This is a genomic window from Chloroflexaceae bacterium (assembly GCA_025057155.1).
Taxonomy (GTDB): domain Bacteria; phylum Chloroflexota; class Chloroflexia; order Chloroflexales; family Chloroflexaceae; genus JACAEO01.
The window spans coordinates 133,550-149,704 of sequence record JANWYD010000003.1 but is presented as its reverse complement, the minus strand read 5'-3'; the positions used below and the strand labels follow the sequence as shown (position 1 = coordinate 149,704).

The 16,155-nt window shown below is 65.7% G+C and carries 11 protein-coding genes; 3 read left to right on the top strand and 8 right to left on the bottom strand.

Annotated features, from left to right (window positions below; all coding sequences use genetic code 11):
* Positions 1-69 precede the first annotated feature (69 nt).
* On the top strand, positions 70-945 hold the full coding sequence (locus NZU74_03280) for a nucleoside hydrolase (protein MCS6880332.1): 876 nt from the start codon (positions 70-72) through the stop codon (positions 943-945).
* A 23-nt stretch (positions 946-968) separates the two neighbouring features.
* On the opposite strand, the gene NZU74_03275 is transcribed toward NZU74_03280, so the two are convergent.
* Positions 969-1,745 carry a tryptophan-rich sensory protein gene (locus tag NZU74_03275; protein MCS6880331.1) on the bottom strand — a complete coding sequence of 259 codons (777 nt, stop codon included), beginning with the start codon at positions 1,743-1,745 and terminating at the stop codon, positions 969-971.
* 533 nt (positions 1,746-2,278) lie between these two features.
* Here NZU74_03275 and NZU74_03270 point away from each other — a divergent pair.
* Together NZU74_03270 and NZU74_03265 are read left to right on the top strand one after the other, a co-directional pair.
* Positions 2,279-3,646, top strand: a complete 1,368-nt coding sequence (locus NZU74_03270; GenBank protein ID MCS6880330.1) for a dipeptidase — start codon at positions 2,279-2,281, stop codon at positions 3,644-3,646.
* Positions 3,647-4,254: 608 nt separating this feature from the next.
* Positions 4,255-5,130 carry a GGDEF domain-containing protein gene (locus tag NZU74_03265; protein MCS6880329.1) on the top strand — a complete coding sequence of 292 codons (876 nt, stop codon included), beginning with the start codon at positions 4,255-4,257 and terminating at the stop codon, positions 5,128-5,130.
* Between the two features lie 3 nt (positions 5,131-5,133).
* On the opposite strand, the gene NZU74_03260 is transcribed toward NZU74_03265, so the two are convergent.
* The 7 genes from NZU74_03260 to NZU74_03230 all read right to left on the bottom strand — a co-directional run bounded on the left by NZU74_03260 (position 5,134) and on the right by NZU74_03230 (position 16,152).
* Positions 5,134-6,591 carry a galactosyldiacylglycerol synthase gene (locus NZU74_03260; GenBank protein ID MCS6880328.1) on the bottom strand — a complete coding sequence of 486 codons (1,458 nt, stop codon included), beginning with the start codon at positions 6,589-6,591 and terminating at the stop codon, positions 5,134-5,136.
* A 511-nt stretch (positions 6,592-7,102) separates the two neighbouring features.
* Positions 7,103-8,107 (bottom strand): NAD(P)/FAD-dependent oxidoreductase, encoded by a 1,005-nt coding sequence (locus tag NZU74_03255; GenBank protein MCS6880327.1) that lies wholly within the window; start codon positions 8,105-8,107, stop codon positions 7,103-7,105.
* Positions 8,108-8,528: 421 nt separating this feature from the next.
* A complete protein-coding gene (locus tag NZU74_03250) occupies positions 8,529-9,455 on the bottom strand; it encodes a DUF4349 domain-containing protein (protein ID MCS6880326.1) in 927 nt (308 codons plus the stop codon).
* A gap of 509 nt (positions 9,456-9,964) precedes the next feature.
* Positions 9,965-12,238, bottom strand: a complete 2,274-nt coding sequence (locus NZU74_03245) for a hypothetical protein (protein ID MCS6880325.1) — start codon at positions 12,236-12,238, stop codon at positions 9,965-9,967.
* A gap of 97 nt (positions 12,239-12,335) precedes the next feature.
* On the bottom strand, positions 12,336-13,022 hold the full coding sequence (locus NZU74_03240; protein MCS6880324.1) for a response regulator transcription factor: 687 nt from the start codon (positions 13,020-13,022) through the stop codon (positions 12,336-12,338).
* Between the two features lie 241 nt (positions 13,023-13,263).
* Positions 13,264-14,397: a DNA polymerase III subunit beta gene (dnaN, locus tag NZU74_03235; protein MCS6880323.1), complete on the bottom strand. Its 1,134-nt coding sequence runs from the start codon at positions 14,395-14,397 to the stop codon at positions 13,264-13,266.
* Positions 14,398-14,670: 273 nt separating this feature from the next.
* Positions 14,671-16,152, bottom strand: coding sequence for an O-antigen ligase family protein (locus NZU74_03230; GenBank protein ID MCS6880322.1), 1,482 nt, complete (start codon positions 16,150-16,152; stop codon positions 14,671-14,673).
* Positions 16,153-16,155 lie beyond the last annotated feature (3 nt).

Sequence of the window (16,155 nt, the reverse complement as noted above, 5' to 3'; positions counted from 1 at the left end):
AGCCACGGGGCTCAGGGCGCTCAGGGGATCAACTCTTCTGGTCAGCGCTCTAAAGCCCGGAGCTACTGTGTGACAATTGCCGTCATTTGTGACTGTGACAACACCATGCCCCTGCCGGGCATGCCTGTGGACGACGGGCAAACGCTGCTCTACCTGCTGGGACGGCCGGATGTAGAACTGCTTGGTGTTACCACCACGTTCGGCAACGGTAGCATTGACCAGGTATACGCAGCGACACAACGCCTGTTGCGCGCGGTCGGCCGGACAGATATCCCTCTGCTGCGCGGTGCGGAGCGGCGAGGCGCGCCACCGACCGAAGCCGCCCGTTTTCTGGCCGATATGGCCGCGGCCCACCCCGGCGAGATCAGCGTGCTGGTGCTTGGCCCCCACGGCAACCTGCGCGGAGCGGCCACCCTTGACCCCGCGTTCTACGCCAATCTGCGCCAGGTGGCCTGCATGGGCGGCTATCTGCGCCCCCTTCCCGGACCGTTCTGGAGCACGGTCCGGGAACTGAACCTCTCGGCTGACCCCGAGGGCGCCTGGATGACCCTCAATGCCCCCTGCCCGGTAACCCTTATGAACGCGCAGGTATGCCTCGACGCTCCGTTCGATGCTGCTGAATTAGCGCCACTGGCAGCCTTCGACCGGCGCATCTACGCCGCCCTGGCCGATTTTGTGCGCCGCGGCGCCGCGCAGGGTCGCGTACCTGCCGATTATCTCTGGGACCTGCTGCCCGCGGTCTACCTCTCGCACCCCGAATTCTTCTCCCATGAGCGCGTCTGGCTGCGTTCCACCGTCGCTGATCTCGAACGGGGGCAACTGGTCCTGGGCGAGCCGGGCGAAGGCGCGAAGATTGTCATGCCCGAACGCATCCGCGACCGGGAGGGCTTCTACCGGGTTCTCTACGCGGCCTGGGAGCGGGTTGCCACCGTGGCGCCGTTGTAGGGCGAGTTGTGACACCCGGCGCCTCACCGGCGCCGGGAGGCGCGCAGCAGCGCGATGACCGCTCCCGTCAGCGATGCCGCTGCCGCTCCCCATGCCACCGGCGCCACCGGCGAGGCGCCGGCCTGCTTCGTTGCGATTCCGGAAAAGGCCCAGGCAGCCACCGCCGGAACGGCTGGATCGCGCCGGACGATCCCCAGCGTCGCTCCCAGAGCCGCGCCCATGCTCAGCAACCCGGCGGTCCACACCTCGCGGCTCGCGGGGGTGCCCTCCCACCCTGCATCGTACAACGTTACCGCCGCATTGATGATCGTGGCCACAGTGATCCACCCCAGGTAAATGCTGAAGGGCAGGCGCACCAGCAGTCGCTCCATCCAGGGGCCACGGGCCTGGCCGAGGCGTAGATCAATCGTGATCAGCGCCAGCAACAGCCCTACAATCGCCCCAAAGTTTAACTGGAAACGGTTATAATGCCAGAGCACCAGCCAGGTTACATTGGCGGCGCAACTGGCCACAAAGGGCCAGGCGATGCGCCGCAGGCGCTCATTGTCGCGCTGTTGCGGCAGGGCTTGATAGACAGCGTAGCCGATCAGGCCGGAGTAAATCACCCCCCAGATGCCGAAGGTGTAGCGCGCGGGGATGATGGGCAGCGGGAACCGTGTGGCCACATCGCCGATGGTCTGCCCGTTGAGACGCACGATGTTGGTCAGCGCATTGGCGCCAATGGTCCCTGTCAGAGCGGCGACAACGGCAGCCTGCCGCGTCACATCGGCGGCTGTGGGGTGGGTGAGCGCGTTGGTCATACGTTCGACTCCCTGAATAAGGTGCGCGCGCAACCCTACGGGTCGCGTCAAAGGGAAACGGGTCTCTGCGCTCCCCGGCGGGCCGCGGATCTGTTATGATGGGCCAACCCCTGCTGGCGCCTTCTGGGGCCTGAACATACTATACCAATGCCTGTTAAACAGACTGCACGTGCATATGGCCGGGTCGTATGTGAACATGCCGTGCAGCCTGGCGGCTAATGAGTTTGTAAACAACGTTTTTCACTATACCCCCGCCCCCTCCCCAACCCTCCCCCGCCGGGGGAGGGGGCATGCCTCCTCCCCCCTGCGGGGGGAGGCTGGGAGGGGGGCGGAAAGGCGATGAAGATTAAGCATATAAACCGGTATTCGCCCTGTAGCCCGGCGGCTGAAGCCGCAGGCCACCGATGCAACGCCCGCCTGCGCAGGCTATCCGGGATTTGCGTCTTGACGATACAATCATATCAGGGCGCCATATCCGGCAATCGCCAATCCAAAATCCACAATCGGAAATGGTATGAGGAGTAGTATACGCCATGTCTGTCTGGGAGACGTACCTCGACACGCATCAGTCGCGCTTTCTCGATGAACTGGCGGAGTTTTTGCGCATTCCGAGCATTTCGGCCATTGCGGCCCATGCCCCCGATGTGCAGCGCGCGGCCGAGTGGGTTGCTGCGCGCGCCGCGCGCGCCGGCCTCGAACACGTCCAGATCCTGCCTACAGGGGGCCATCCCGTGGTCTATGCCGACTGGCTGCACGCCCCCGGCAAACCGACCGTGCTGATCTACGGCCACTTCGATGTGCAGCCGGTCGATCCCGTCGAACTCTGGACCCATCCGCCATTCGAGCCGCACATCGGCGATGGCCGGGTGTACGCCCGTGGCGCTTCGGACGACAAAGGCAACATGCTCGCGCCGCTGCTGGCGATTGACGCGCTGCTGCACGCCACGGGCGCCTTGCCGGTCAATGTCAAGGTTTTCTTTGAAGGGCAGGAAGAGATTGGCAGCCCCCAGATCGGCCCCTTCCTGGCGGCGCACAGGGAGCTTCTGGCCTGTGACATCGTGCTCAACGCCGACGGCGGCCAGCACAGCGAAACGGAACCGGCGCTCCTGGTGGGGCTGCGGGGCCTCTGCGGCCTCCAAATAGACGTCACCGGGCCGAAGATGGACCTGCACAGCGGCCTGTACGGCGGCGTGGTGATGAACCCCATCCATGCCCTGGTGATGATCCTCAACTCAATGCGCAGCGCCGAAGGGGTGATCACCGTCGAGGGTTTCTACGATGCCGTGCGCCCATTGAGCGTGGAGGAACGCCAGCGGATCGCCGCGATACCCTACGATGTCGAAGCCCTCAAGGCCGAACTGGGTATTCCCGCCACCTTCGGCGAGGCGGGCTACACCCCGCTCGAAGCCAGCTGGGTCCGGCCAACGCTGGAGGTGAACGGCATCTGGGGCGGGTTTCAGGGCGAAGGGCTCAAAACCGTGCTGCCGAGCACGGCGCACGCCAAGATCACCTGCCGGCTCGTGCCCGACCAGGATCCGGCAACCATTCTGCGGCTCCTGCAGACCCATATCGAGCGCCGCACCCCGCCCGGAGTGACTGTCAGCGTAACGCCCTTCGCCTCGATGGCCGCTCCCTACCTGGCGCCCGAAGACGACCCGGGCAACCGCGCCGCCCGCGCGTTGTTGACGGAACTCTACGGGCGCGAACCGTACATTGTGCGCAGCGGCGGCTCGATCCCGGTATGCACATTGTTCCGTGAGCACCTGGGCGTGTACCCGACCAGTTTCGGCTTCGGGCTGCCTGACGAACGGCAGCATGCCCCCGACGAGTTCTTGCGCCTGGCGAGCTTCCGTATGGCGCAGCGCGCCTACGGGTTGATGCTGGAGCGCCTGGGGGCGTGATGACCGCCAGGAAGGTCAGGGTAAGGGCGCGCCGTTCAGCCTTCCCAGGAGCGGGGGAACTATACGCTGGACCGCCAGGCCAACTCCCTTCACAGCCTGATGAGCCGCTGGATAAGGGTGACGCGCAAGATGTCTGTTTATACCCCGGTACGGTCTACGTGCTACGCTACCATCGCCTCTCGTCACATCCGGGCAATACCGGCAGCTTAACAACCAGCTATGACGCGTTTTCGAGGGCGCGCACCTGTCATGTTTACTCCACAACCTGTCAGCCATCAAGAAATGGTTGACTTCCTTGACCAGGAACGCCGTTGGTTTGAGACGCAGCGCCGGCGCGCCTACCGTGTCGCGGGAAGCCTTGGACTGCTGGTGGTTCTCTACGCGCAATACACGCTTCTGGTTGATGAGGTTTCGCCGTATATCGCTCGGGCCATCTATGCTCTGAACCATATCCTGCTGGCTGCCTTCACCGTCGCCGTCCTCTGGCAACTGGCCCGGCAGCGCGTCCCGATCGAGCAGATCGAACAGCGCACGCTGTTCTTTTTCATCTTTCAGGCCTTGTCTCCTTCAACGGCTTTGTCCCGGCGCTCTTCGGCCCAACGCCGGGCATGGTGCTGGGCGAAACCTACGGCGACGATATCTGGTTTCTCCTGGCCACCTGCGCCCTGGCGATCCATTTCTATCCCTCCTGGCGCGGCGTGGCGCTCGCGCTGGGGGTCTACGCCCTGGCATTCATCATTGTCGCCGCGCAGGTGATCCAGTGGCAGCTTCACGGGATTGATGACGGCAGCGGAGCCACGATCATCCAGATCTATGCTCTGGCCGGCATGTTTCTCGCCTTTATGGTCATCCTGGCAAGCTACCGCAACCGGCTGGACCGCCTTGGCGCCGAATATGAACTCCTGGCATCCATTGCCCGCACCGATGCGCTCACCGGGCTGCCCAATCGCGTCCAGATCTATGGTGACATGCGCCGTCTGATTGCCGAGGCGGAGCGCCATCGCCATAACTTTTGCGTTTGCTTGTTTGATGTGGATCACTTTAAGCGCTTCAATGACCGGTACGGCCACTTAGCCGGCGACCATGCGCTACGGGCCATCGGGCAGGCTGTCCGGGCGAACCTGCGCGCCACGGATTACTTCGGGCGCTGGGGCGGCGAGGAATACTGCATCCTGCTGCCGCACACAGGACTGGAGCAGGCCACTGGCGCGCTTGAACGGGCGCGCCTGGCGCTCAAAGAGATAACCCATCTTCCGGGGCCGATCAGCGCCAGCTTCGGCGTGGCCGCCTACCGCCCCGGCGATAGCGCGGAAACGCTCCTGCACCGCGCCGATGTGGCGCTGTACCGGGCCAAAGGGGCCGGGCGCGACCGTATCGAGATTGAAGCCTGCGAGGAAGCGCAGGGGAGCTATCCGGTTGGATTAACTCACGCCCATAGGCGCTCTGCGCTATTTGATCAGCAGACAGGTCAGGCAACGCTGTAAGTGTCACCTTTTGCCGGGGCGCGCGTAGCGCAGCTCCACATGGCCATGCGGCGCCATGGCGGCGCGCAGGGTCGCCACCAGATCGGCATCGGCGCCGCGGTCGGCGAGGAAATCCAGGGTGGGCGCGTTAATGTAGTACGTTACATCGTCGGCGCCCTCCTCTTCAAGGTGGTCAATCAGGAACTGCAACTGCTGCGGGGTGATCTCGCCAAGATAGACGCCGGTTTCGTCGTTGAACAGGGCGATCCCTTCCTCAAGCGGCGCCGGCGGGGACTGGGGTTCGGCCTCACCCCGGGCGACGGCCAGGATCTGCCGCTGCTCGGCCCGGCTGAAGCTCAAGGGGGCCAGCGAATCGCCCAGCAACGTCTCGACGATCACCCGGGCCGCGTCGGGACGAGCGAGGCGGGCGGTCGCGGCGCGCATTGCCTCAATGCGGCCCGGCTCGCCAAGTAAACGATCAATTTTGTAGCCAATCGTCAGCAGCGAGTTGCTCCGCGCAGCGGCGCCGTTTTCCAGCAAGTGGTCACTGTTGCGCTCCTCCTGGCCGGGGATCGGATTGACGATCAGCATCGGCAACCCGGCGGCCATGCACTCCGCCGAGGTCAGACCCCCCGGCTTGCCGATGAACAGCGTCGCCACCCGCATCAGCGCGTGCATCTCGTTGGTGAACCCCAGCACCCGGAACCGTTCGGCCTGCGCGGCGGTGAGCGCCATCACCTCCTCGCGGAGCAGGCGATTGCGCCCGCAGACCACCACCGTCTGCACTGGCGTCCCCATCTGCATGATCCGCGAGACAATCTCCTGAGCGGGGCCGCCGCCAAAGGCCCCTGCCGAGACCAGCAGCGTCGGCAGGTCGTCACGGAGCCGGTAGCGCGCGCGGATGGCGGCCACATCAACCGACGCGCTAAACTCCGCGGCGACCGGAATGCCTGAGACGGTGATTCGCTCCGCATCAATCCCCAGGGCGATCAACTGGGCGCGAGCCTCGTCCTGGGCGACAAAGTAACGGTTGAAGACGCGGCTCAGCCACATGCCCTGAAAATCGTAGTCGGTGGTGACGATCGCCAGCGTGGTATGCAGCCGGCCCTGGCTCAGCAACTGGGCCACCATCGCCGCAGGCATAAAATGGGTGCACACGGTGATGTCCGGATCATAGTCCTGAATGAAGCGCACCAGCGGCTGAGCATTGAGCATGGCCAGAAGGTTCATCAGCTCGACCTGGGTGCTGAACGGCGCATCGTTCTGGTCGTAGAGCCAGCCCACGGCCCACGGGTTATCCTTCACCATGGCGAAATAGGCGTCGGCGGCGGCGACCTGATACAGGCGTGAGGTGAGCTTCAGCGCGTCCTGGTTCTGAACTTCGATGCCGGGACGAGCGCGAAAGGCGCGTTCCACGGCGGCGGCGGCAACCTTATGCCCCGAGCCGACGCTCGCCGAGAGCACAAGAACCCGTGTGGTCATATCTGGCTCCACGCGAATGGCAGCAACGATTGTCGCGGGTAGTATACCGCAGATGAGGGACGGCATCGTATGGCTGCGCCGCGGGTTTCGTCACGACGCCGGTCGAGCGTCTGGCGTCGCCGAGCAAACCGACAGGCGCGACCGGCCGGTCGCCGCTGCCGGTCCGGAGAGGCGGGAAGGTCAGAAGCCGCCCCCTTTCTCAGGTTCAGGATTTTTCGAGCGAGAAGGGATTTTCGGCGTTCCAATGTGCTTACGGTCCTCATCCCCCCTCTCCCGCGCGCGGGAGAGGGGGGTGGGGGGCGTTCCAATGCTCCGCATGCGACGCGAGGATGGGCCGGAAAACCCTAAACTTGAGAACTGTCCCCCTCCCGGCGTGTTCTGTCCGCCTATGAGCCAGCAGGGGGGAAGGGACAAATCAGGTTTGCCCCTCACCCTACCTGCTGCACAAAAAGGCTCGGAGGGGTCCATTGCCCCCTCCGAGCAACGGCGGTAGAAACGCCTGCACAGCGGCTCACGCATCCTGCCCGGCGCCCCAGATCATACCCAGGCTCTGGCCGCTGCCGCGCATGGTGCGGGTCAGGAGGTAGAAATGGGCGCAGCGGGCGGCGCGGGCGCCATCGCCGATGGCGGTGAGCACCTGCTCGCCCTCGGGACGGGTCACATCACCCGCGGCGAACAGGCCGGGGACGGCAGTGGCGCCGTCGCGATCCACCTGTATAAAACCGCCAGGCCCGACCACTCCCAGGTCGCGCACCAGGGCGCTCGCCGGCTCGTAGCCCAGATCGGCGAAGGCCACGTCCGCCACCAGACGGCTCACCTCGTCGCCGCGGCGGACCACCAGCACCCGCATGTTGCCTTCAGCCGTCACGTCAATCACCTGGTAGCCCGGCAGAACAGCGATATTGGGCCGCTGCTGCAGCAGGCGCACCTCGGCGCGATCAGCCGCCGCCTCGGTGGGCAGCACCAGATAGACCTGCAGCGCGGTTGCAGCGAACTCGGCCACGCTGTAGAGCGCCTGCAGCGTGTCGCCCACCACCACCACTCGCTTGCCCGCGAGCGCGCTGGCGTGCTGCGTCGTACTATGGCCCAGATCGGCAAGCAGACCGGCGCTGCCGTTCAGCCGCATATCGCGGCGCGGGGTCACACCGGTGGCGACGATCACGGTAGCGGTGGGGATCGGCCCGGAACGCTCGGTTTCAACCAGGAAGGCATCGCCTTCCCGGCGGACGATCCTGACGCGGTCCTCGAGCATAAACTCCCGGTGCGAACGCAGCAGATCCTCGAACAGATGCACCGCCGAACTGCCGATCAACGCGCGCTCCTCATCCTCGGGATCGGGGCCATCATAGTGGACCAGAATGCTGCCGACCAGATAATCTTTCTCGACCGCCGCCGGTCGCTCAATGCGTCCGCCGAGGTGATCACAGATCAACAGAAAATCCAGATCCTTGCCCAGGGCGTACATCGCCGCTGCCTGACCCGCCGCACCACCGCCAATGATGACCAGGTCGCGCATACTTCCTCCCTGTGCGAGTAGTCGCACATTATCCACTTCCCGGTATAGCGTCAGGGCAGACTCTACCCTGCGCCTCGGAGGTTCCACTAAAAGCGTGACCACCTTGTCATCGCTTAAAGCCTGGTTAAGCTTTCACAACCGTGTGGGCCTATCTTAGCAGCATTCGATTGAGATTTCAATAATTTGGGCGGCTGATATCCAGGGGGTATGAAACATTCCGAAATCGCGTCTTTTTGCATAAATGTATTTATTTCAATGTAATTGCTAATTTCATGGCTATATAATATCGGTACGGGGCACACTGGCAAACCAGGTTGGCCCCGGGTAGAGCCGTCCCGGCGGGACGGCTCTACTCGACCCCCGCCGGAACGGCGCGCCCCCCGCCGGGACGGCGCGACCCCCGCCGGGACGGCGCGACCCCTCAGGCGGCGGCGCGCCCGCCCCGCCCGCCACGCAGCCGCAGCCAACCATAGCGGGCCAGCAACAGCACCGGCAACCAGACTGGCGACCAGACCAGCAAGATAATGCCGAGGTTCACCAGTTCCTGCCCGAAGGTGATCAGTCCGCGCAGAGCCTCCCGGGCCACGTGGAGTGGCTTCCAGCCATCTTCCTCGATGATGGCCGGCGGGGGCGGCACGGGTCGCACCTCAACCGTGATGGTCGAAAAGGCGGCGCTCTGTTGCAGGTACTTCATGCGCCCCTGGATCTGCTCGATCTGCCCCTGCACTTCGGTAAGAGCCTGGTTGACCTGCAAGGCGTCCTCTACCTCGCTGGCCCGTCCCAGGAGTTCGAGCAGGCGGTCACGGGTGGCTTCGAGGTTGCGCAATTGGGATTCGAGATCGACAAACTCTTCGGTTACATCATCGCCGCTGATCGTTCGCGAGAGGACCTTACGCGCCAGCCCTTCAACCCCGCTGAGGGCTTCGTCGAAGCGCTGCGCCGGCACGCGGACGGTGATCACTGCCATGCGTCCCGCCTCGGCGCCGTTGGTCTGCAAGGAGACGACGTAGCCGCCGAGTTCCTGGGCGCGGGCGCTAATGCGCCTTTCGGCTTCGGCCACGTCCTCTACTTCAATGCTGAGGGTTGCGGTTTTGATCACCAGACGCGGGAAGCCGGGTTGGACCGCTGTGTCTGGCGCGCCTGGCGCGCTGCCCGCGGTTTCATGGTAGGAAGACGACTCGATGGCCGCCGGCGCCGCTGTGGGCACGCTCATCGGCGCGCGCGCCTCGGTCGTGTCGCTCATCGCCATGCCCGCGGCCGGGGCGCCTTCGGGACGAGCTATAGCTCCACATCCAGCCAGAAACAGAGCCGCCAGGAGGAGGATGAGGAGAAGTCGCTGGTGTCGCATCGCGTGGCTCCTTTGGTGTGTGCTTGCAGCCGTTCGACTGATCAACGCTCCGGAGCGCCGAAATGTTCCTTCTTCCTCGTGCTGGATGATCTGGAGGGCAGAGGCAGGGGCGATTTGCGAACCACTCCTGCCGGCAAGGGCCTTCAGGGGTTCTCAGATGTAGGGTTTTCCAGCGCTTGCTCGCGTCGCATGGGCCATCCGGGGCATTAGGACGCCCAACGCCCCCCTCTCCCGCTCAGGGAGAGGGGGGCGGGGGGGTGAGGACCGTAAGCGCATTGGAATGCCGAAAACACCTTCTCGCTCGAAAAACCCTCTACCTGAGAAGCCTTCAGGGGCGGGTCTGGGAGGGCGTAGCCCTGAGCGATCTGTCCGGACCTGTCGCGGCTGTGCCAGGGGGCGCGCCCGCTGCGAGGGAAAATATGAGGTGGTTGCAGAGATACGCGGCCTCTCCGCGCCCTCCAGGGAGTAACGCAGGTGTCATGCTATCCGGCAGGCTGAGGCCCGTTGGGTCAGGGGGAACTGTTTAGCGCGGTAATGCCGCGCTCGCCGCGCAGCAGTTCGCCGCGCCGGCCGCCGGCAATGTCCCACGCCCAGAGACTGGACGAGCCGCGCGGGTGTTGCGCCTGCGGTCCACGGGGACCAGGAGGCGCCGTGTCACTGAGGACGTAGAGCAGTTGCTGGCCGTCCATCGTTGCCGCGCCGATGCCGCCCGGACTGCTTCCGGTCAGGATCAGCTCGCTGCGGCGCGCGCCGGCCCAGCGGTACACCTGGTACTCCTGCACGACCTGGCTCGGGCACAGAGTGGCGAGGTAGATCAGGCGTCCCTGGCCATCCCAGGCGAGGGGGCGCGTCCAGTACGGGCCTTCACGACGCGGTTCAGCCGGAGGCTCGGGTTCCGGCGTGGGCGAGGGCGATGGACTTGCCGCGGGTGTGCCGCCCTGGGCGGGGGTAGGGCTGGCGGTCGGCGTACCGGTAGCGGTAAGCGTCGGAGTTGCGCTGGCTGTTGCCGTTACTGCAGCCGCTGGCGAGGCGGCCACATTTGCGCGCGCGGTAGGGGTGGCGGCAGCCGCCGGACTGCCCCTGGCAGCGGGCGCGGTGGGGCTGCCGGCAGCGGCGCGCGCGGCAGGGGTGGCGGCAGCCGCCGGACTGCCCGTGGCAGCGGGCGCGGTGGGGCTGCCGGCAGCTCCTGGGGTGATCGCCGGTTCGCCGGTAGCGGCGGTTGTTGGGGTCGGCGATGAGGTTGGTGTAGGAGTGGGCGTTGGGAGCACCTCCCTGGCGGTCCCGATCACCTCAAGGATGCCGCCGCTGGCGTCAAACACGACCAGATCCGCTCCCAGGCCATCGGTGCGCAGAGCCTCGACGGCGAAGCGACTGCCGTCGGGCGCGGCGAGGGGCCGGCCCAGGGCGCGGTAGATTGCATCGCCATTGTCGTTCACCATCACCCTGGCGCCCACGTCACTGATCTCCCCGCGCGGATTGCGCAAAAAGAGGGTGCTGCGCCCATCCTGCGCCCTGGCGGCGAAGACCAGCGCCCCTCCTTCGAGCCACTGGGGCGCGAAGCGACTCCACTCATCATTGCCCTCTATCAGGCGCTGTGGCCGTCCGCCTTCGAGCGGCACGGCGTAGAGCGTGCGCTGGATCGGCGCGACGCCGGTCTCATCAACCGCGAAGGCGACGCGGGCGCCATCGGGGCTGAAGGCCGGGTCGGCGCAACCGACGCCCACCTGGGCCAGAAGACGCGCGTTGGAGCCATCGGCGTTCATTATCCAGAGCGCGCCGGGAACGGGCAGATCGACGTCGGCCGGGTCGAGGCCGGGCACGGAGCGACAGAAAGCCACCCGCTTGCCATCGGGGCTGACGGCCAGGGCAGTCTCGGTTTCCGGCGAAGCGGTCAGATTGGTCGCCCCCGCGGCGACGGGGGTCAGGCCCGTGCCAGCGTCCCGCAGCCCCGCCTCGACGCGCCAGATATCGCCGTCGAAGAGGATGAAGGCGGGGCCATCAAGGACGGGCGGGCCGCCCTGGGTTGGCGCTCGCAACTGGTTGCTGGCGGCGACGATCGGCGAGGTGCGGGCGACCGCCAGCGTCAGGCGGGAAGGATTCCGCTCAAGGGTCAGGCGAAACGGCAGAGGTTCGGCAAGGCCAATCAGCAGCTCAACGCCAGCGTCGGGGTCGGCAGCAGGAACCAGGCGCGCGCCGGTAAGCACGCGGGTGCCGCTAAAGGTCAGGGTCGAGGAAACGGGCGAGGAGCGGAAGGCGTCATCGCGGAGCCAGCCGGGGAGACGCACCCGCAGGGCATAGGCGCCGTCCAGGTTAACCGCAAGGGTCGCGTCCAGATCACCCGCCGGAGCGCAGCGCGCCTCGGCTCCGAGAGGCGCCGATCCCGGCGCCAGTTCAAAGCGCAACACGATCTGTTCAAAGGCAGGCGTACCACTGGCATCGGCGGCGAGCAGGCGCGCGGAGAAGCGCCCATCAAGCGTGCCAACGCGCTGGTTGCAGAAGCTGAACCCGATCAGGGCCGGGTTCGGAGTAGGCGTGGGGGGCAGCGGCGTAGGCGTGGGTGTTGCCGTGGGGCCAACAGTCGGGGTTGCCGTGGCGGTGGAGGTAGGCGTCAGGGTCGGCGTCGGCGTAGCAGTAGGCGAAGGCGTACCGGCGCGGATGGTCTCAATATTGGCGATCTGCTCGGTCTCGCCGACGGTGGTCAGATCACAGGCGGAGAGGACAAGGAGCAGGACGAGCGGGAGAACGAGCAGGGTGGGAGAGAGTCTCTGCGAAAACGGCTTCACGGGTCGGTAGCCTTTTCCCCCTGGCGGCGCCTCATCCAGGCAGGGCGCGGGGGGTATCGGGCGGCGCGCGTCCGCCCAGAGAGAGCCGCAAGCGCGCTCACTCGCCGGGCAGCGCCACTTTGATCCAGCCGCGGCGCATGGCGTAGACGACGGCCTGGGTACGGTCGTTCACGGCCAGTTTGCGCAAAATTGACGACACGTGGTTCTTTACCGTCTGGTTGCTGATATCCAGTTGCTGAGCGATCTCTTTATTGGTGCGGCCAGCCGCCACCAGTTCGAGCACCTCGAGTTCACGCGGCGAGAGGGGCGAATAGACGCTCTGAATGTCCTCGTCGGCGACCATCTGCCGGAAGGCGGCCAGCACCTCGGTGGCCACTTCAGGCAGAGAGAGCACCAGGTCGTTGATTGGATAGCCGCCGCGGCGCACCTCCTGCAAGGCGGCGAGCAGGGCGGCCCAATCAACGTTGCGCGGCAGATAGGCCGCCACCCCCGCGCGAATGGCCTTGACCACGTGGTCGCCGTCCATATCCGAGCTGAACAGGATGATCCCGATGTGTGGATGCGCGCGTTTAATGGCCCGTGAAACCTCCAGGCCGTTGACGCCGGGCAGATCCACTTCCATCAGAACAATATCAGGATCGCCGTAGTCAACCATCTGGATTGCCTGCTGCCCATTGCTCGCCTCACCCACGATCCGAAACTCCGGGTGAGCCAGGAGGTGTTGCCGCAAGCCTTCGCGGAACAGCGCGTGGGAATGTACAAGGACAATCGAGGTTACACTCACGACCGGCGTTCCTGTGATCAACCCGACGAGGCGCGATCAGACACACGGAGAGCCGCAGCACATGAAGCACATGAAACGGATGTACGCTGCTTCGGCTCTGCTCATTATAGCCGATCGCGTCATGTTCTACAAGGCGAATGCAGGAAAACCAGGTTTCGCTATCGCCCGCCCGGCGGTGGGGCCGGGAGAACTGCGCCTTCCTGGAAGCATCGTTTTCATCCCATTGCGGTGAACGTGCACCTCAACGAATACTCATGGGCATAATAATGTGCAGATACCCCTCCTGGCCCACCGGCTTGAACACGCCAGGGCTTTGCGGCGACTGCGTTTCGATCGCCAGTTGCGCGGTTTTGACCACCCCCAGCAAATCACTGAGATAACGCACATTCAGAGCGATCTGCCCGCCCGCGCCCTGCACCGTGCAATCGAGTTCGCCCCGGTTGTCGCCCACGTCGGCGGCGTTGGCGCTGATCACCAGGCGCCCGGGACCGAGTTCGCCGCCCGGTTCCATCGTCAGCTTGATCGCATTCTGGCTGGCGGTTGCGAAGTACGAGGCCAGTTTGACCGCCTTGGCCAGCTCCGCCGTGTCCACCACGACGCGAGTGGCGTACTGCTGGGGGATCACGCGCTCAATATCCGGGAACTTGCCGTCAATCAGACTGGACACGAACTCGGTCGTCGGGGTATGGAAGAGCGCCTGGCCGCCGCCAGGCGTCACAATCATCCCCACATCGCCCTCGGTTTCTCCGGCGATGCGCGCCAGCTCCAGCAGGGCGCGGGCTGGCACGATAAACTCCACCGCCTTGCTGACCGGCTCGGCGAGCGGAACCTGCCGGGTAGCGAGCCGGAAGCCGTCGGCGGCGGCCATGAACATCGTTTGCTCGCGGAGGCGCACCAGGACGCCCACCAGCACCGGGCGCGATTCGTCGGTCGCAGCGGCGAAGGCCACCTGCTCGATGGCCTGGCGCAGCACATCGGCGGGCAGGCTGGTCGTCGCCTCGCGATCGGCAATCGAAGGGATGGTGGGGAAATCATCGGCATCGGCGCCTTTAATGTTATTGACAAAGCGCCCGCACTCCACCCGCAGGGTCTGGGTGCGCGCGTCGAGGGTCAGCGTCACGCGATCGTTTGGCAGGCCGCCCACGACATCGGCGAGGAGCCTGGCTGGCGCCGTGATCGCCCCCTCCTCCTGCACCTGGGCCCCGATCCAGTGGGTGATGCCAATCTCCAGGTTGGTCGCGGCGAGCTTGAGCCGGCCACCATCGGTGGCCAGCAGCACGTTCGCGAGGATGGGCAGCGTGCTCTTGCCCGCCACAGCATGGCCGACGGTGGCGAGGCCGCGCTTCAGGTTCTCTTGCAGACAGGTCAGTTTCATTGGCGTAACTCCTCTGCCGCGACAGGAAAACCTGCGCCAGCGGAACGAGGCTCTTCCGGCGCAGAGGCATTGGCGCGCAGCGCGCCTCTCCTGGGAGGGCGTGGAACAGCGTCAGGATTATAGCATACCTGAAGTGGCGAATGAGAGGGGACGGGCGTGGCCCCGGGCTGGTCCAACGTCTTCGGGGCCAGTTTCAACTTGTTCGTTGATGTTGGCGGCATAGCCGCCAACGCCAATGAACAACGCCTCGCCGGACCGCGTAAGGGAGTATCGCTATTCTCGGTGTCGCAGGGCAAAGGAGACGTGGCGGCTTTCTCTATGCTCTTCAGGCCCCGGCAGGGCCGCAATCGCCATCCCCAACCCCAGCGTTCCCCAGAGCAGGGCGCTCATATGGCTGAACTCGATGTTGAAGAAGTAGTGGTCGGCCAGACCGACGGCCAGAGCGGCGACTACAGCGGCCTGGCAGCCGAGCAGCCAGTTGACCCGTTCATCATCCAGGGCGGGCAGGCTGCCGATGGTGCTGATGAACCAGGCTGCGACGATGCCGAGAAACGCCGCCAGGCCCACCAGGCCCATGCGCTGGGCAATCGCCAGGTAGATGCTGCTGACCCCGGCGGTCAGATCCAGATCGGGGGCCTGGCCAAAGCCGATGCCGAAGAAGGGGTAGCGCTGGATAATGGCGATGGCGTTGCGAAACTCGGCCAGGCGCATCTGCTGGGCCTGGTCGCGGAACTGCAAGCCGCTGATCAACCGCTCGATGAAGGCCCCGGCGTATCCCAGGCCGAAGAGCAGCGCGGCCCCCAGCAGCGTGGCGACGACCATCACCCACCACAGGCGGCGATAGCGCAGGGTGGCCAGGTAGGCCGCGGCGATAATCAGCCCGAGCAGCGCCGCCCGCGAGAAGGTCAGTAGCAGGGTCAGGAGCATCACGGCGACGAGGGCGCCCAGCATCCAGCGGCGCATCACCGGTTGATTGGCTACCAGTTGCGCCGCGGCCAGGGCCAGCACCAGGGCCAGCATCCCGCCGAAGCTGTTCGGGTCAACCGCAAAGCCGATGGCCCGCTCCAGCCCGGCGGGGTCGTCCTCGACGAAGCGCAGGACGCGCCCGCTAGTGGGATAGCCGAGCGGGCCGAGAGCGAGCAGGATGCGGAGAGTCAGGTCAGCGTTCAGCGCCCAGAGGATCAGGCCAATCGTGGCCGCGACGCCGCCGCAGAGGATCAGGCCGCGCAGGATCAGGCGCGCCTCGGCGCGGGTGCGCACGCAGTTGATCACGCTGAAGTAGAGCAGCACGCCCAGCACGTACTTGGCGTAGTTATGCAGCGTCGCCGGGTCGGGCAGGCCGCGGGCGCCCAGGTAGAGCGAGAAGAAGGTCAGGCCGAGGAAGGCCAGGATGGGCAACCCCAGGGGGCTGAGCCGCAATTCAAACTCGGCGGGGTGGGCCAGCATGCGCAGCACCCACACACCGAGCAGGGCGAGGAGGGCCAGGGTCAGAAAGTTAGGGGTGATAATCGCCTTGAAGGGCAGCGTGGCGAATGGCAGAATGGCGCTGACAGCGAATACGGCAAGCAGGCCGGCCGAGGTGGACACGAGCAGCGCATAGCCGGCCAGCACGGCGACGATACCGGCCAGGGCGTAGAGCGGCCCTAACGCGGCCGCTCCGCCCACGATCCCGCCGAGCGCGAGCGCGAGCGCCGCGACGACCCCGGATGATCGGGCCGGGTTCAGCCAGCGCGGCGCGCCAGTCTCAACGCGCACACC